This window comes from Ramlibacter tataouinensis (assembly GCF_027941915.1).
GTDB lineage: Bacteria > Pseudomonadota > Gammaproteobacteria > Burkholderiales > Burkholderiaceae_C > Ramlibacter > Ramlibacter tataouinensis_C.
Map to the genome: position 1 here is coordinate 2,647,042 of NZ_CP116009.1, position 15,567 is coordinate 2,662,608.

Consider the following 15,567-nt stretch of genomic DNA (forward strand, 5'->3'; position numbering starts at 1 on the left):
TCGGGCCGATGCCTTCGACCTGCGCAGCGCACCTGCCGATGAAGTCCGGATGGCGCTGCTGAGCCGGCGCGCGGCGGTCCAGATGTTCCTGGCGTTCGCCTTCGCCTACTTCTTCTCCGCGCTGCTGCGGGCCATCATCGCCACCCTGGCCCCGACCCTGACCGGCGAGTTCGCGCTGACGGCGCGCGACCTCGGCCTGCTGGCCGGCGGCTACTTCATCGGCTTTGCCGCCACCCAGTTGCCGCTGGGCACCTGGCTGGACCGGCACGGGCCGAAGAGGGTCATCCTCGCCTTCCTGTCGATCGCGGTGGCCGGCTGCATCGCGTTCTCGCTGGCCGGCAGTTTCGCCACGCTGCTGGCCGCACGCGTGCTGTGCGGCATCGGCGTCAGCGCCTGCCTGATGGCGCCGCTCACCGGTTTCCGCCGCTGGCTCGACCCAGGTGCGCAACTGCGCGCCAACTCCTGGATGCTGATGACCGGCTCGTTCGGCATGCTGGCCTCGACCCTGCCGGTGCAGTGGCTGGTGCCGCTGGCCGGCTGGCGGCCGTTGTTCTGGGCGCTGGCGGCGCTGATCGCGCTGTCCATGCTGCTGCTGGCCTGGCGGGTGCCGGCCTGGCAGGCGCCGCCGGCCGGCAACTCGGCGCCCGCCAGCTATGCCGAGGTCTGGCGCAGCGCCTACTTCTGGCGCATGGTGCCGATCGGCTTCTTCAGCTATGGCGGCTTGGTGGCACTGCAGACGCTGTGGGCCGGGCCGTGGATGGTGCGGGTGGCCGGCTACACGCCGGTCGAATCGGCCGCCGGCCTGTTCACCATCAACCTGTCGATGCTGGTCACCTTCTGGAGCTGGGGCGTCGTCACGCCGCTGCTGGCGCGCCGCGGCATCGGCGCCGACCGGCTGATCGCCTGGGGCCTGCCCTGCAGCCTGCTGGTGCTGGCCGCCATCGTGTGGGCCGGTCCGGCCGCCGGCGCCGCGGCGCTGGCCCTGTTCTGCGTCAGCTCCAGCTTCGTCACGCTGGCCCAGCCCGCCATCGGCATGGCCTTCCCGGCGGCACTGGCCGGGCGTGCCTTGTCGGCCTACAACCTGGTCATCTTCCTGGGCGTGTTCACCCTGCAATGGGGCATCGGCCTGCTGGTGGACGGCTTGGAGGCACTCGGCTGGCCGCAGGTAGCCGCCTTTCAAGGCGCCTTCGCCGTTTTCCTTGCCTTCAGCGTGGCCTCGTACGGCTGGTTCCTGCTGGGGAACCGGGATAATCGAAGGGCCGCACAGCCGGCCTCGCCATGAACGCGATCCTGATCATCGGCCACGTACCGCTTGCGAGCGCGCTGCGCCAGTGCGCGCTGCACGTCTTTCCGGATTGCGAGCCGGTGCTGGCTGCCGTGGATGTCCCGCCCGACGCCGCTCCCGAGCAGACCCTGGCGCGCGCCCGCGAGGCGATGGCCGGACTCGCCCGGCCCGGCACCGACGGCGTGCTGGTCCTGACCGACCTGTTCGGCGCCACGCCGGGCAACGTCGCGCAGCGGCTGGTCGACGGCGTGCACTCGCGCCTGATCACCGGCGTCAACCTGCCCATGCTGCTGCGCAGCGTCTGCTATCGCAACGAGCCGCTGGACGCGCTGGTCTCGCGCGCCGTCGTCGGCGGCACCCAGGGCGTGATGCAGGTGGCCGCCGGCGCTGCGCCCAACCCGCCCCACCGCGCCCCATGATCTCGACCCGCACGACCATCGGCAACAAGCTCGGCCTGCATGCCCGCGCCTCCGCCAAGCTCACCAAGCTGGCGGCCAGCTTTCCCTGCGAGGTCTGGATGAGCAAGGGCGAGCGGCGGGTCAATGCCAAGAGCATCATGGGCGTGATGATGCTGGCCGCCGGCGTCGGCAGCGAGGTGCTGATCGAGGCCGAGGGGTCGCGCGAGCAGGAATGCGTGGACGCGCTGCTGGCGCTGATCCGCGACAAGTTCGGCGAGGGGGAGTGAGCCCGCTTCGCTTCGCATGACCAATGACGAATGAAATGACCCCGAAGCGCCAGCCGCCGGTCATCGCCGCGCGCCGCACGCGGCCATTCGTCATGGAGCGGCCATGACCTTCGCTGTCCACGGGCTGCCGGTCGCGCGCGGCATCGCCATCGGCCGCGCGGTGCTGATGGGCGGGCGGGTGGACGTGGCGCACTACTTCATCGAGCCGTCGCAGGTGGATGCCGAGATCGCGCGCGTGCGCGAGGGGCGCAATGCGGTGGTCGAGGAGATCCAGCGGCTGCAGCACACCATCGCCGGCATGGGGCCGAAGGAAGCGCCGCACGAGCTGTCGGCACTGCTGGACGTGCACCTGATGCTGCTGCAGGACGAGGACCTGATCGACGGCGTCAAGCACTGGATCCGCGAGCGCCTGTACAACGCCGAGTGGGCGCTGACCACCCAGCTCGAGCAGCTGTCGCGCCAGTTCGACGAGATGGAGGACGAGTACCTGCGCGAGCGCAAGGCCGACCTCGAGCAGGTCGCCGAGCGCATCCTGCGCTACATGAAGGGCGTGCCCTCGCCGGTGGCGGCGCCGCCGCCGCGCCGGCGCACGCAGGAGCTGCTGCTGGACGACAGTGTCGACGTGCCGCTGGTGCTGATCGCGCACGACCTGTCGCCGGCCGACATGCTGCAGTTCAAGCAGAGCGTGTTCGCCGGCTTCGTCACCGACGTCGGCGGGCGCAACTCGCACACCGCGATCGTGGCGCGCAGCATGGACATCCCGGCGGTGGTGGGCGCGCGCGGCGCCAGCCAGCTGGTGCGCCAGGACGACTGGGTGATCATCGACGGCGACGAGGGCGTGGTGATCGTCGAGCCCTCGCCGATCATCCTGGCCGAGTACGGCTTCAAGCAGCGCCAGGCCGAACTGGAGCGCGGCCGCCTGGCCCGGCTCAAGCACACGCCGGCGGTCACGCTGGACGGCGAGAAGATCGAGTTGCTGGCCAACATCGAGTTGCCGGAGGACGCGGCGGCCGCCGTCGAGGCCGGGGCGGTGGGCGTCGGCCTGTTCCGCAGCGAGTTCCTGTTCATGAACCGGCGCGACGGCCTGCCCGGCGAGGACGAGCAGTACGAGGCCTACCGGCGCGCGGTCGAGGGCATGGGCGGGCTGCCGCTGACCATCCGCAGCATCGACGTCGGCGCCGACAAGCCGCTGGACGAGGCCGACCGCCATTCGAGCCACCTCAACCCGGCGCTCGGGCTGCGCGCCATCCGCTGGTGCCTGGCCGACCCCGCCATGTTCCTGATCCAGCTGTGCGCCATCCTGCGCGCCGCCGCCCACGGCAAGGTCAACCTGCTGATCCCGATGCTGGCCCACGCCAGCGAGATCCGCCAGACCCTGGCGCTGGTGGACGCCGCCCGGGCCGACCTCGACCGCCGCGGACTCGCGTACGGGCCGGTGCAGCTGGGCGCGATGATCGAGATCCCGGCCGCGGCGCTGACCCTCAAGACCTTCCTGCGCCACTTCGACTTCCTGTCGATCGGCACCAACGACCTGATCCAGTACACCCTGGCGATCGACCGCTCCGACGAATCGGTGGCGCACCTGTACGACCCGCTGCACCCGGCGGTGCTGAACCTGGTGGCCCAGACCATCGCCGAGTGCCAGGCCCAGGGCAAGGGCGTCAGCGTGTGCGGCGAGATGGCCGGCGACACCGCCTACACGCGCCTGCTGCTCGGGTTGGGCCTGCGCAGCTTCTCCATGCACCCGGCGCAGATCCTGGCGGTCAAGCAGGAGGTGCTGCGGGCCGACACGCGGCGGCTGCGCGAGTGGGCGCGCGAGGTGGTGGCGGCCGAGGAACCGGCCCAGCTGATGGCGGCTCAGGGCCCCTGGTAGCCGCCGCCCGGCAGGCCCGGTATCGCCGGCAGGGGGGCCGGTCCGGCGCCACTGGCTTCGCCCGGCGGTGTCCAGAGGCGGTGGGGCGGCCCCGCGCCGCCGCCTGCCGCCGGGTCACGGGGCGGCGCGACCACGATGGCGCGCTCGACGCCGCGCCCGCCCGCCGACTCCACCGGCGACGGCGCCACCACCACCGACTGCACCGGCGGAAAGCCCAGCGCAGGGCCGGTGTTCACCCCGTACTCGGCCGGGTAGGGGTTGACGGGGGTCAGCGGCACCAGTTCCGGCTGCAACTGCGGCGGCCGCGGGAACAGCGCGCCCCATTGCGGCGCCTGCGGCTCCCAGGAGAACGGCTCGGGTGCGGCCGGGAAACGGGCCTTGGCATCGACCAGGCGGGCTTCGGCGAGCAGGCCCATGAACTCGCCGACCATCGGCAGGGCACTGCGCGCGCCCTGGCCCCAGGCGTCGGGCATGGTGATGCGGCTGTCGTTGAAGCCGACCCAGGCGCCGGCCACCAGCCGCGGATGCATCAGGATGAACCAGCCATCGGTGTTGTACTGGGTGGTGCCGGTCTTGCCAGCCAGTTCGCCGCGCAGCTTGTAGCGGCTGCGGATGGCGGCGCCGGTGCCGCGGTCGATCGCGGCGCGCATGGCGTCCAGCAGCTCGGCATCGGCCGCCGGCGAGAGGGCCGGCTCGGGCGCCGCCGGGGCAAACGATTCCAGCACCCGGCCCCGGCGGTCTTCCACGCTGAGCACCAGCAGGGGCGCCACGTAGTCGCCGCCGTTGGCGATCGTGGCGTAGGCCGCGGCCATCTCGCGCAGCGTCACCCCGCTGGTGCCCAGCCCGAGCGAAGGCACCGGGTCGAGCCGGCTGTCGCGCACGCCCATGGCCTGCGCCAGCCGCGCCACCGCATCCGCCCCGACGTGGTGGATGAGCTGGGCGGTGATGGTGTTCTTGGATCGCGCCAGGGCATCGTGCAGGCTGACCGGCTCGTAGCTCGGCTCGCCGATGTCGGTGGGGCGCCAGATCTTGCCGTCCGGCGTGACGTACTCCATCGGCTCGTCGATCAGCATGTCGGTGGGCAGCGCGCCGAGCTCGAACGCGGCGCCATAGACGAAGGGCTTGAAGGTCGAGCCGGGCTGGCGCCGCGCCTGGTTGACGTGGTCGTACTGGTCGATCGCGAAATCACGGCTGCCGACCCAGGCCCGCACGTACCCGGTCCCGGGCTCCACCGCCACCAGGCCGGCTTCCAGCCGGGTCTTGCCGGCCCGCAGGGCTTGCATGAACCGGGCGTCGGTGCGCAGCCGCGCGATTGCCTGCGCCTCGTCCTGGCCGCCGGCGCGCGCGGCCTGGAACTGCGGGGTCTCGCGGATGAAGGTATCGACCAGCGCGCGCTGGGCGGCCCAGCCCTTGCGGCCGTCCCAGGCCTTGTCCACGCGCTGCTGCAGGGTGTCGGCCTGCCGGGCCAGGGCGGCGGCGGCCATCGCCTGCGCGCGCGAATCGAGCGTCGTGCGCACCACCAGGCCGTCGGCGTAGATGTTGTAGCCGTTGCGGTCGGCCCAGTCGATCAGCCAGCGCCGCAGCAGCACCGTGAAGTGCGGCGCCGGGCCGAGCTGCTCGTCGCGCCGCTCGAACTTGACCTGCAGCGGCGTGTCCTTGAGCTGCTCAAAGCGCTGCGCCTCCAGCTCGCCCGTCCGCACCATCTGCGCCATCACGATGTTGCGCCGCTCGCGTGCGCGCTCCGGATTGAGCACGGGGTTGTAGTAGGTGGTGCCCTTGAGCATGCCGACCAGGGTGGCGCTTTCCCGCACGTCCAGCTCGCGCGCCGGCTTGTCGAAATAGGTTCGCGCGGCCATCTCGATGCCGTACGTGTTGTAGAGGAACGGTACCGTGTTCAGGTAGATCTCCAGGATGTCGTCCTTGCCGTAGGCGCGCTCGATCTTCAGCGCCGTGAGGGCCTCGCGCACCTTGCGCTCCAGGGTCGGTGCGCGGCCGATCGCGTCCGGGTAGAGGTTGCGCGCCAGCTGCTGCGTCAGGGTCGAGCCGCCCTGCAGCCGGCCGCGCACGGTGCTGAGGGCCGCCGCCAGCGTGCGGCGCCAGTCCAGCCCGCGGTGCGCGTAGAAGCGCTGGTCCTCGGTGGCCAGCAGCGCGTGGATCACGTGCGGCGAGATGTCCGCGAGCGGCACCCACTGGCGCCACTCCTGGCGGAACACGGCCAGCTGCTGGCCGTCCGACGTCAGCAGCACGCTGGGGTGGTCGTCCTGGCTTTGCTTGAGGTCGCCGATCAGCGGCGTCCGCGGCAGCTGATCCATCAGATAGAGCACCGGCGGTACCGTGGCGGCCACCAGCAGCGCGAGCAGGACCGTGGCACCGACCAGCCAGGGATGGCGGAGGAACCAGGGACGCCGCGGCGGGGCGGCGCCGGGATCGGCACGGTCGGCCATGGTCATCGGCAGCTTCGGTCGGAGTCGGACAACGACTCTAGGAAGCGCCGCACCGCGGCCCTGTAGGACTTGTACGCCAGCGGTCCGGCCCGCCGGCGCCAATCGCGCTCAGGCTGCGCTGGCGGGCGCCGGTCGCTCGCGCATGCGGGTGCCCAGCACCGCGCCGCCGACGATCAGCGCGGCGGCCAGCGCAATGCTCCAGCTCAGGCCGCGGCCGGTGACCAGCAGCAGCAGCGCGGTCGAGGCCAGCGGCGTGATGTAGCTCAGCACGCCGATCTGGCGCGCATCGCCGGTCTTGAGCGCCCGGTCCCACAGGAAGAAGGCCGCGCCCAGCGGGCCCAGCCCCATCAGCGCCAGCAGGCCCCAGTCGCCGGCGCCGATTGTTACCCGCGGCTCCAGCAGCGCATGGCAGGCCAGCGACAGCAGGCCCGAGACCAGCCCGAACAGGCCGATGGCCGCGGTCGGGAAGGTCGGCACCCGGCGCGTCAGCAGCGAGTAGGTCGACCAGATGAAGGCGGCGCCCAGCGCCGGCAGGAAACCCCAGGACCAGCTGCCCGAAGCACCGCCCGCGCCCAGGATCGCGACGGCGGCGCCGGCGAATCCGAGCAGCGCCCCCAGCACGTGGCCGGCCTGCAGCGACAGCCCGGGCAGGAACACCGGCGCCAGCACCACGATGAACAGCGGCCACAGGTAGTTCACCAGGTTGGCCTCCACCGCCGGCGCCATGCGCAGCGCGATGAACAGCAGGAAGTGGTAGCCGAACAGCCCGTACAGGCCCAGCGCCAGCGTCGCGGGCGGCACCCGCCACTGGCGCACGAGGGGCCAGGCCGGCACGCTGCCGATCACCAAGGCGATGCCGGTGAGCAGGAAGGGCGGCAGGTGCTGCAGCGAGGCGCCCAGCGAAGCCAGGCCGGCCCACAGGCCGATCGCGCCGAGCGCGTACAGGTTGGCGTGCATGGCGCGCGAGCTTAGCCGGGCGCGGCGGCCCTGCCTTCGCGCGGGGCCGGACGAATCAGGTGTTGGCGACGCCGGCGGCGTGCGCCTGCTGGTCGGCGTGGTAGCTGGAGCGCACCAGCGCGCCGACCGCGGCGTGGGTGAAGCCCATCTCCCTGGCCTGCGCCTCGAACATCCGGAAGGTGTCCGGGTGGACGTAGCGCTTGACCGGCAGGTGCGAGGTGGACGGCGCCAGGTACTGGCCGATGGTGAGCATGTCGATGCCGTGCGCGCGCATGTCGCGCATGACCTCCAGGATCTCCTCGTCGGTCTCGCCCAGGCCCACCATCAGGCCGCTCTTGGTCGGCACGTGCGGAAACAGCGCCTTGAACTTCTTGAGCAGGTTCAGGCTGAAGGCGTAGTCGGAGCCGGGGCGGGCCTGCTTGTACAGGCGCGGCACCGTCTCCAGGTTGTGGTTCATGACGTCGGGCGGGGCGGCCTTGAGGATGTCCAGCGCGCGGTCGTCGCGGCCGCGGAAGTCGGGCGTCAGGATCTCGATGGTGGTGGCGGGCGACAGCTCGCGCGTGCGGCGGATGCAGTCGACGAAGTGCTGGCTGCCGCCGTCGCGCAGGTCGTCGCGGTCGACACTGGTGATCACCACGTACTTCAGCTGCAGGCGGGCGATGGTGCGGGCCAGGTTCTCCGGCTCGTGCGGATCGAGCGCGTCCGGGCGGCCGTGGCCGACGTCGCAGAACGGGCAGCGCCGCGTGCACTTGTCGCCCATGATCATGAAGGTGGCGGTGCCGCGGCCGAAGCACTCGCCGATGTTGGGGCAGGAAGCTTCCTCGCAGACGGTGTGCAGGTTGGCCTCGCGCAGGATCTGCTTGATCTCGTAGAAGCGGGTGCTGGGCGAGCCGGCCCGCACCCGGATCCACTCGGGCTTGCGCAGGATCTCGTGCGGCTCCACCTTGACCGGGATGCGCGAGAGCTTGGCGGCGGCCTTCTGCTTGGCGGCCGGGTCGTAGGCCTCGAGGGATTGCGCTTCGCGCACGACGGGGGTGGAGCTCATGGGCGTGGGGTCAGGGTGCGAGCAGGGCGTTGAGCTTCTGGCCCAGGACCTGCGCTGCTTCGTTCCAGGGGGTGGGAGCCCCGATTCTAGAAAGGTCCACCGTCTGCAACCCTGCGTAACCGCAAGGGTCGATGCGGGAAAAGGGTTCCAGGTCCATCCCGACGTTCAGCGCCAGTCCGTGGTAGGTGCAGTGGCGGCTGACTTTGACGCCGAGCGCGGCGATCTTGCCGAGGCCGCGGAATGGATCGTTCGGGTTCGGGGCCAGGCGGTCGTGGCTGAAGGGATCGTCCAGCCGCACGTAGATGCCCGGCGCGCCGCGCACGCGGTGGCCGGTGACGCCGAACTGCGCCAGGGCGCGGATCACCGCCTCTTCCAGCCGGTAGACGTACTCCTTGACGAAGTAGCCGCGCCGGCGCAGGTCCAGCAAGGGATAGGCGACCACCTGCCCGGGGCCGTGGTAGGTGACCTGGCCGCCGCGGTTGGTGGCCACCAGCGGGATGTCACCGGGGGCCAGCACGTGCTCGGGCCGGCCGGCCAGCCCCTGCGTGAATACCGGCGGGTGCTCGCACAGCCAGATCTCGTCGGGCGTGTCCGCCTGGCGCGCGTCGGTGAAGGCCTGCATGGCCTGCCAGGTGGGCAGGTAGTCCACCCGCCCGAGCATGCGCACCTGCATGCCGCAGCGCCCTACAGCACCACCTTGACCATCGGGTGCGCCGTCAGCGCGCGGTACAGGTCGTCGAGCTGCTCGCGGCTGGTGGCGGTGACGATGATGGTGATGCCCAGGTAGTTGCCGGCCTTGCTGTCGCGCAGCTCGATGGTCGCGGCATCGAATTCGCCGTCGAACTGCCGGGCGATCTGGGTGACCGCATGCACGAAGCCATCGGCCTTGGCGCCCATCACCTTGATCGGGAAGCGCGAGGGGTACTCGATCAGCGAGTCCTTGCGCGGGTCGGCGGCAGGTGCGGGCTTCGGTGCGGTCATGGGTCAGGAGGATTGCTTGGCTTGTTGGTAGCCGGCGTAGAGCTTGTCGTAGATGGGGCCGGGGCGCCCGTTTCCAACCGGCTGGCCGTCCATCGTGGTGATCGCCAGCACTTCCTTGGTGGCCGAGGTCAGCAGCAGCTCGTCGGCCGCCAGCACCTCCTCGCGGCTGACCCGGCGCAGCTCGAACGGGATGCCGGCGGCGCGGCACAGCTGCTCCATCAGCCCGTAGCGGATGCCTTCCAGCACCAGGTTGTCGCGCGGCGCGCCCAGCACCTTGCCGTCCTTGACGACCCAGACGTTGGACGCGGCGGCCTCGGACAGCATGCCGTCGCGGAACATCACGGTCTCCGCCGCGCCCTGGTCGGCGCTGAGCTGGCGGGCCATGACCGAGCCCAGCAGGCTGGTGCTCTTGATGTGCGCCTTCTTCCAGCGGAAGTCCTCGGCGCTGATGCAGGCCACGCCGCGGGCGCGGTCCTCGGCGCTGTACAGCGGCAGCCGGTTGCTCATCGCGAACACGGTCGGCTGCAGGTTCGGCAGCATCACGTGGTCGCGCATGGCCACGCCGCGGGTGACCTGCATGTAGACCATCTGGTTCGTGGCGTCGGCGGGCTGGCCGACATGGCGGGCGTAGGCCTGCACCAGCTGGTCCACCAGTGCGCGCCATTGGGCGCGGGCCATCGGGTTGGCGATGCGCAACTCGCCCAGGCTGCGGTCCAGCCGCGCCATGTGCTCGTCGAAGCGGAACGGCCGGCCGCCATACACCGGAACCACCTCGTACACGCCGTCGCCGAAGATGAAGCCGCGGTCGAGCACGCTCACGCGCGCCTGGTCGACGCGGGTGATCTCGCCGTTGAGGTAGCAGGGCAGGTCGGGCAGCGGGGCGGGGGTGTCGTTCATGGCGCGATTGTCGCGCCGAGCCGCCCGGCTGTCCGGCCCAGCCCAGCCGTGGATTTCGGCCTTGGGTTTCTACTTATAATGGGCGGCTTTGTGGATTTCAGGGCCAAGGGCTGGGGCTGCTCTCAATGAAAAAAACAGTTGCCCCGCTGCCTGAGCCCTGGGAGGACGAGCAATCCCCAGTCAAGCCGCTGAGCGCCGAGGAGGCGCGAAAGCTGCGCGAACAGCACCCGCCGGTTTCCCCCTGGTGGGTGGTCGGGGGGCAGGCGGTGGTGGGGCTGGTCGCGGCGCTCGTGGCCTGGGCCATCACCGGCAAGCACAACGTCGGGTGGTCGGTTGGGTACGGCGCGCTGGCCGTGGCGGTTCCCGCCGCGGTCTTCGCGCGGGGCCTGACCGGGCGGATTGCCTCGCTCAATGCGGGCACCGCGGCGTTCGGCTTCATGCTGTGGGAGATGGTCAAGATCGCCTTGACGGTGGCCATGTTGATGGCCGCGCCAAGGCTGGTGCGCGAGTTGAGCTGGCCGGCGCTGCTGGTGGGGCTGGTGCTCGCGATGAAGGTGTACTGGGTGGCGCTGGCGATTGCACCGCGCGGGCGGCCCCCGAAGACGAACTGAAGAGACGCACGACAACATGGCTGCCGAAACCGGACCGAGCGCAGGCGAGTACATCGTCCACCACCTGCAGCACCTGCAGAACAAGACGCCGGGCAACGTGCTCGACTTTGGTGTCTTCAATTTCGACTCGCTGTTCTGGGCGATCCTGCTGGGGGTGGTCACCTGCTACTTCCTCTGGAAGGCGGCACGCAAGGCCACCCCGGGGGTGCCGGGGCGCTTCCAGGCGGCCGTGGAGATCCTGGTCGAGATGGTCGAGTCGCAGGCCAAGGGCATCGTGCACAGTGCCGAGAGCCGCAAGTTCGTCAGCCCGCTGGCGCTGGTGGTGTTCCTCTGGATCCTGGTGATGAACGCGATGGACCTGCTGCCGGTGGACCTGCTTCCGCAGATCTGGCACGGCGTGGCACCGGCCGTCGGCTCGCCCGACTACATGCGCGTGGTGCCGACCGCCGACCTGTCGGTCTCCATGGGCCTGTCGGTGGCCGTGCTGCTGATCTGCCTGTACTACAACATCAAGATCAAGGGCCTGGGCGGCTGGATCCACGAGCTGTTCACCGCTCCGTTCGGCTCGCACCCGCTGCTGTGGATCCCCAACTTCGCCATGCAGGTCATCGAGTTCGTCTCCAAGACCATCTCGCACGGCATGCGGCTGTTCGGCAACATGTACGCCGGCGAACTGGTGTTCATGCTGATCGCCCTGATGGGCGGCGCCTGGTCGCTCTCGGCCACCGGCATCTTCCTGGCGATCGGCCACGTCATCGCCGGCTGGGCCTGGGCCGTCTTCCACATCCTGATCATCACGCTGCAGGCGTTCGTGTTCATGATGCTGGCGCTCGTGTACGTCGGCCAGGCGCACGACGCCCACTGATCCGGTTTTCCCTTCCCTTTCCCAACCAACCCAAAGTCCCTTAGGAGCAATCATGGAAGTTATCAGCTTTGTCGCCCTGGCCGCCGGCCTGATCATCGGCCTCGGTGCCATCGGCGCCTGCATCGGCATCGGCATCATGGGCAGCAAGTACCTCGAGTCGGCCGCCCGCCAGCCCGAGCTGATGAACGAGCTGCAGACCAAGATGTTCCTGCTGGTGGGCCTGATCGACGCGGCCTTCATCATCGGCGTCGGTATCGCCCTGTGGTTCGCCACCGCCAACCCGTTCCTGGGTCAGCTGGCCAACCTGCCGAAGTAAGCCGCCGCGGGCGGATCTTCCTTCGTCAACGTCTTTCCCGGCGCGCCGAGTGCCGGGGACAAGGATGAAACAGTGAGCATCACCGGTACCCTCATCATTCAGATCATCGTGTTCCTGCTGCTGGTGGCGTTCACGATGAAGTACGTGTGGCCGCCGATCGCCGCCGCGCTGGACGAGCGCGCCACCAAGATCGCCGAGGGGCTGGCCGCCGCGGACCGGGCCAAGTCCGAACTCGCCGCCGCCAACGCCAAGGTCGACGAGGAGCTGGGCAAGTCGCGCAACCAGATCGCATCGCTGCTGGCCGACGCCGAGCGCCGCGCCCAGGCCATCGTCGAGGAAGCCAAGGGTCGCGCCGGCGACGAGGCGGCCAAGATCGTGGCAGCCGCCCGCGCCGAAGCCGAGCAGCAGACGGTGAAGGCCCGCGAGGCGCTGCGCGAGCAGGTGGCCGCGCTGGCGGTCAAGGGTGCCGAGCAGATCCTGCGCAAGGAAGTCAACGCCGGCGTCCATGCCGACCTGCTCAACCGCCTGAAGACCGAGCTGTAAGGGACCGACGCATGGCCGAACTCGCCACCATCGCCCGCCCGTACGCCGAGGCGCTGTTCAAGTCCTGCGCCGCTGACCTGGACGGCACTGCGCAGTGGCTGGACGCGCTGGCCGCCGTGGCCGGCAACGAGCAGTTGCTGCAGTACGCCGACAATCCCAAGGTCACGGACAAGGAAGTGTTCGACCTGGTCGCCGGCGTGCTGCGCCAGCCGCTGCCGACGGTGGGCCAGAACTTCCTGCGCACCGTGATCGACAACGGCCGGCTGGCCGCGCTGCCCGAGGTGGGCGCGCAGTTCCGGGCCATGAAGAACGCCCAGAGCGGCGCCTCCGACGCCATCGTCTACAGCGCCTTCCCGATCCCGGCAGCCAGCCTGGGCGAGGTGGCGCAGACACTGGAGCGCCGCTTCGGCCGCAAGCTCAATGTCACGGTGCAGGAGGATCCGTCGCTGATCGGCGGCATCCGCGTGGTGGTCGGCGACGAGGTGCTCGACACCTCGGTCAAGGCCCGCCTCGAGCAAATGAAAGTTGCGCTGACGGCCTGACGGCCGCCCGCTCCCAAGGACACAAGGAACGAGTCATGCAGCTCAATCCCGCAGAAATTTCCGAACTGATCAAGAGCCGGATCGAGGGCCTGTCCGCCAGTGCCGACATCCGCAACCAGGGCACGGTGATCTCCGTGACCGACGGCATCGTCCGCATCCACGGCCTGTCCGAGGCGATGGCCGGCGAAATGCTGGAGTTCCCGGCCACCAAGGACGGCACCCCGACGTTCGGCCTGGCGCTGAACCTCGAGCGCGACTCGGTCGGCGCGGTGATCCTGGGCGAGTACGAGCACATCTCCGAGGGCGACACCGTCAAGTGCACGGGCCGCATCCTGGAAGTGCCGGTCGGCCCGGAGCTGATCGGCCGGGTGGTGAACGCGCTGGGCCAGCCGATCGACGGCAAGGGCCCGATCAATGCCAAGATGACCGACGTGATCGAGAAGGTCGCCCCGGGCGTGATCGCGCGCAAGTCGGTCGACCAGCCGGTGCAGACCGGCCTGAAGTCGATCGACTCGATGGTGCCGATCGGCCGTGGCCAGCGCGAGCTGATCATCGGCGACCGCCAGACCGGCAAATCCACGGTCGCGATTGACACGATCATCAACCAGAAGGGTCAGAACATGACCTGCGTGTACGTCGCGATCGGCCAGAAGGCGTCCACGATCAAGAACATCGTGCGCGCGCTGGAGCAGCACGGTGCGATGGAATACACCATCGTGGTCGCGGCCTCCGCTTCCGAATCCGCCGCCATGCAGTACGTCTCCGCGTATTCGGGCTGCACGATGGGCGAGTACTTCCGCGACCGCGGACAGGACGCGTTGATCATCTATGACGACCTGTCCAAGCAGGCTGTCGCCTACCGCCAGGTGTCGCTGCTGCTGCGCCGCCCGCCGGGCCGCGAAGCCTACCCGGGCGACGTGTTCTACCTCCACAGCCGTCTGCTGGAGCGCGCCGCGCGCGTGAACGCCGACTACGTCGAGGCCTTCACCAAGGGCGAGGTCAAGGGCAAGACCGGTTCGCTGACGGCGCTGCCGATCATCGAGACGCAGGCCGGCGACGTGTCCGCGTTCGTGCCGACCAACGTGATCTCGATCACCGACGGCCAGATCTTCCTGGAAACCAGCCTGTTCAACGCCGGCATCCGTCCCGCCATCAACGCCGGCATCTCGGTGTCGCGCGTGGGCGGTGCCGCCCAGACCAAGCTGATCAAGGGCCTGTCCGGCGGTATCCGTACCGACCTGGCGCAGTACCGTGAGCTGGCCGCGTTCGCCCAGTTCGCCTCCGACCTGGACGCCGCCACCCGCAAGCAGCTCGATCGCGGCGCCCGCGTGACGGAACTGCTCAAGCAGCCGCAGTACAGCCCGCTGCCCATCTCGCTGATGGCCGCTTCGCTGTTCGCGGTGAACAAGGGCTACCTGGACGATATCGACGTCAAGAAGGTGCTGTCGTTCGAGTCGGGCCTGCACGGCTGGCTCAAGGACAAGCACGCCGGCTTGCTGGACAAGCTGGAAACGCAGAAGGCCATGGACAAGGATGCCGAGGCCGAGCTGACCGGCGCCATCGAAGCGTTCAAGAAGACCTTCGCCTAACCCCGCTTTTCGTGCGCGCCGGCCCCGCCGGTGCGCACGGGACACCAGGAAACTAGCAATGGCTGCAGGCAAAGAGATTCGCGGCAAGATCAAATCGGTGGAGAACACCAAGAAGATCACCAAGGCCATGGAAATGGTCGCCGCCTCCAAGATGCGCAAGGCGCAGGACCGCATGCGCGCGGCCCGCCCCTACAGCGACAAGGTCCGCAACATCGCGGCCAACCTCGGCAAGGCCAACCCCGAGTACACCCACGCCTTCATGCGCCACAGCGACGTGAAGGCGGCGGGCTTCATCGTGGTCTCCACCGACAAGGGCCTGTGCGGCGGCCTCAACACCAACGTGCTGCGCGTGGTCACGACCAAGCTGCGCGAGCTGCAGGAACAGGGCGTGAGCGCCCAGACCGTGGCCATCGGCAACAAGGGCCTGGGCTTTCTCAACCGCATCGGCGCGCAGGTGGTCTCGCACGCCACCCAGCTGGGCGACACGCCACACCTCGAGCGGCTGATCGGCCCGGTCAAGGTGCTGCTGGACCAGTACGCCGAAGGCAAGCTCAATGCCGTCTACCTGTGCTACACGCGCTTCATCAACACGATGAAGCAGGAGCCGGTGGTCGAGACCCTGCTGCCGCTGTCGGCCGACAAGATGCGCGCCGAGACCCATGCGGCCGGCGAGCCGGGCTGGGACTACATCTACGAGCCCGACGCCAAGACGGTGATCGACGACCTGCTGCTGCGCTACGTCGAGGCGCTGGTCTATCAGGCGGTGGCCGAGAACATGGCGTCCGAGCAGTCGGCCCGCATGGTGGCCATGAAGGCCGCCACCGACAACGCCGGCAACCTGATCAACGAACTCAAGCTGGTCTACAACAAGACGCGCCAGGCGGCGATCACGAAGGAACTCTCCGAGATCGTGTCCGGCGCGGCCGCTGTTTGA

16 protein-coding genes and 1 pseudogene are annotated in these 15,567 nt (G+C 69.6%); 11 read left to right on the forward strand and 6 right to left on the reverse strand.

Going from position 1 to position 15,567, the window contains the following annotated elements; genetic code table 11:
• The first annotated feature begins 49 nt into the window (after positions 1-49).
• From PE066_RS12525 to ptsP, 4 genes and pseudogenes are all read left to right on the forward strand, one after another.
• Positions 50-1,282 carry an MFS transporter gene (locus PE066_RS12525; RefSeq protein WP_271232871.1) on the forward strand — a complete coding sequence of 411 codons (1,233 nt, stop codon included), beginning with the start codon at positions 50-52 and terminating at the stop codon, positions 1,280-1,282.
• Positions 1,279-1,729: pseudogene (locus PE066_RS12530) on the forward strand (PTS sugar transporter subunit IIA); the annotation flags it as partial. The gene PE066_RS12525 and the pseudogene PE066_RS12530, both read left to right, overlap by 4 nt.
• On the forward strand, positions 1,701-1,970 hold the full coding sequence (locus PE066_RS12535) for an HPr family phosphocarrier protein (RefSeq protein ID WP_271232872.1): 270 nt from the start codon (positions 1,701-1,703) through the stop codon (positions 1,968-1,970). The pseudogene PE066_RS12530 and the gene PE066_RS12535, both read left to right, overlap by 29 nt.
• 103 nt (positions 1,971-2,073) lie before the next feature.
• On the forward strand, positions 2,074-3,843 hold the full coding sequence (ptsP, locus tag PE066_RS12540) for a phosphoenolpyruvate--protein phosphotransferase (RefSeq protein WP_271232873.1): 1,770 nt from the start codon (positions 2,074-2,076) through the stop codon (positions 3,841-3,843).
• Here the strand turns inward: ptsP and PE066_RS12545 are convergent.
• The 6 genes from PE066_RS12545 to PE066_RS12570 form a co-directional block, all read right to left on the reverse strand.
• Positions 3,828-6,293: a penicillin-binding protein 1A gene (locus tag PE066_RS12545; RefSeq protein WP_440480529.1), complete on the reverse strand. Its 2,466-nt coding sequence runs from the start codon at positions 6,291-6,293 to the stop codon at positions 3,828-3,830. The two genes, ptsP and PE066_RS12545, sit on opposite strands and share 16 nt — an antisense overlap.
• Before the next feature lie 102 nt (positions 6,294-6,395).
• On the reverse strand, positions 6,396-7,244 hold the full coding sequence (locus tag PE066_RS12550; protein WP_271232874.1) for a DMT family transporter: 849 nt from the start codon (positions 7,242-7,244) through the stop codon (positions 6,396-6,398).
• A gap of 55 nt (positions 7,245-7,299) precedes the next feature.
• Positions 7,300-8,289 carry a lipoyl synthase gene (gene lipA / locus PE066_RS12555; protein ID WP_271232875.1) on the reverse strand — a complete coding sequence of 330 codons (990 nt, stop codon included), beginning with the start codon at positions 8,287-8,289 and terminating at the stop codon, positions 7,300-7,302.
• Between the two features lie 10 nt (positions 8,290-8,299).
• On the reverse strand, positions 8,300-8,962 hold the full coding sequence (lipB, locus tag PE066_RS12560; protein ID WP_271232876.1) for a lipoyl(octanoyl) transferase LipB: 663 nt from the start codon (positions 8,960-8,962) through the stop codon (positions 8,300-8,302).
• Between the two features lie 11 nt (positions 8,963-8,973).
• Positions 8,974-9,270 (reverse strand): DUF493 family protein, encoded by a 297-nt coding sequence (locus PE066_RS12565; protein ID WP_271232877.1) that lies wholly within the window; start codon positions 9,268-9,270, stop codon positions 8,974-8,976.
• A 3-nt stretch (positions 9,271-9,273) separates the two neighbouring features.
• The gene (locus PE066_RS12570) at positions 9,274-10,167 is read right to left on the reverse strand and encodes a D-amino acid aminotransferase (RefSeq protein WP_271232878.1); all 894 of its coding nucleotides are present in this window, start codon (positions 10,165-10,167) and stop codon (positions 9,274-9,276) included.
• A gap of 125 nt (positions 10,168-10,292) precedes the next feature.
• Between PE066_RS12570 and PE066_RS12575 the strand changes: the two genes are divergently transcribed.
• The 7 genes from PE066_RS12575 (at position 10,293) to atpG (ending at position 15,567) form a co-directional block, all read left to right on the forward strand.
• A complete protein-coding gene (locus PE066_RS12575) occupies positions 10,293-10,778 on the forward strand; it encodes an ATP synthase subunit I (RefSeq protein WP_271232879.1) in 486 nt (161 codons plus the stop codon).
• A 16-nt stretch (positions 10,779-10,794) separates the two neighbouring features.
• A complete protein-coding gene (gene atpB / locus PE066_RS12580; protein WP_271232880.1) occupies positions 10,795-11,643 on the forward strand; it encodes a F0F1 ATP synthase subunit A in 849 nt (282 codons plus the stop codon).
• 52 nt (positions 11,644-11,695) lie between these two features.
• Entirely contained in the window at positions 11,696-11,959 is a 264-nt protein-coding gene (gene atpE, locus PE066_RS12585) for a F0F1 ATP synthase subunit C (protein ID WP_440480530.1), read from the forward strand.
• 72 nt (positions 11,960-12,031) lie between these two features.
• Positions 12,032-12,502 (forward strand): F0F1 ATP synthase subunit B, encoded by a 471-nt coding sequence (locus tag PE066_RS12590; RefSeq protein WP_271232881.1) that lies wholly within the window; start codon positions 12,032-12,034, stop codon positions 12,500-12,502.
• 11 nt (positions 12,503-12,513) lie between these two features.
• Entirely contained in the window at positions 12,514-13,044 is a 531-nt protein-coding gene (locus tag PE066_RS12595; protein WP_271232882.1) for a F0F1 ATP synthase subunit delta, read from the forward strand.
• Positions 13,045-13,079: 35 nt separating this feature from the next.
• Entirely contained in the window at positions 13,080-14,633 is a 1,554-nt protein-coding gene (gene atpA / locus PE066_RS12600) for a F0F1 ATP synthase subunit alpha (RefSeq protein WP_271232883.1), read from the forward strand.
• A 58-nt stretch (positions 14,634-14,691) separates the two neighbouring features.
• Positions 14,692-15,567, forward strand: coding sequence for a F0F1 ATP synthase subunit gamma (atpG, locus tag PE066_RS12605; RefSeq protein ID WP_271232884.1), 876 nt, complete (start codon positions 14,692-14,694; stop codon positions 15,565-15,567).

Excerpts from the sequence above, each read along its gene's own strand:
- PE066_RS12545 (WP_440480529.1), bottom strand. The coding sequence starts at position 6,293 with ATGACCATGGCCGACCGTGCCGATCCCGGCGCCGCCCCGCCGCGGCGT.
- PE066_RS12525 (WP_271232871.1), top strand. The coding sequence starts at position 50 with ATGGCGCTGCTGAGCCGGCGCGCGGCGGTCCAGATGTTCCTGGCGTTC.
- PE066_RS12595 (WP_271232882.1), top strand. The coding sequence starts at position 12,514 with ATGGCCGAACTCGCCACCATCGCCCGCCCGTACGCCGAGGCGCTGTTC.
- ptsP (WP_271232873.1), top strand. The coding sequence starts at position 2,074 with ATGACCTTCGCTGTCCACGGGCTGCCGGTCGCGCGCGGCATCGCCATC.
- PE066_RS12565 (WP_271232877.1), bottom strand. The coding sequence starts at position 9,270 with ATGACCGCACCGAAGCCCGCACCTGCCGCCGACCCGCGCAAGGACTCG.
- atpG (WP_271232884.1), top strand. The coding sequence starts at position 14,692 with ATGGCTGCAGGCAAAGAGATTCGCGGCAAGATCAAATCGGTGGAGAAC.
- atpB (WP_271232880.1), top strand. The coding sequence starts at position 10,795 with ATGGCTGCCGAAACCGGACCGAGCGCAGGCGAGTACATCGTCCACCAC.
- PE066_RS12535 (WP_271232872.1), top strand. The coding sequence starts at position 1,701 with ATGATCTCGACCCGCACGACCATCGGCAACAAGCTCGGCCTGCATGCC.
- atpE (WP_440480530.1), top strand. The coding sequence starts at position 11,696 with ATGGAAGTTATCAGCTTTGTCGCCCTGGCCGCCGGCCTGATCATCGGC.
- lipB (WP_271232876.1), bottom strand. The coding sequence starts at position 8,962 with ATGCAGGTGCGCATGCTCGGGCGGGTGGACTACCTGCCCACCTGGCAG.
- PE066_RS12575 (WP_271232879.1), top strand. The coding sequence starts at position 10,293 with ATGAAAAAAACAGTTGCCCCGCTGCCTGAGCCCTGGGAGGACGAGCAA.
- PE066_RS12550 (WP_271232874.1), bottom strand. The coding sequence starts at position 7,244 with ATGCACGCCAACCTGTACGCGCTCGGCGCGATCGGCCTGTGGGCCGGC.
- atpA (WP_271232883.1), top strand. The coding sequence starts at position 13,080 with ATGCAGCTCAATCCCGCAGAAATTTCCGAACTGATCAAGAGCCGGATC.
- lipA (WP_271232875.1), bottom strand. The coding sequence starts at position 8,289 with ATGAGCTCCACCCCCGTCGTGCGCGAAGCGCAATCCCTCGAGGCCTAC.
- PE066_RS12570 (WP_271232878.1), bottom strand. The coding sequence starts at position 10,167 with ATGAACGACACCCCCGCCCCGCTGCCCGACCTGCCCTGCTACCTCAAC.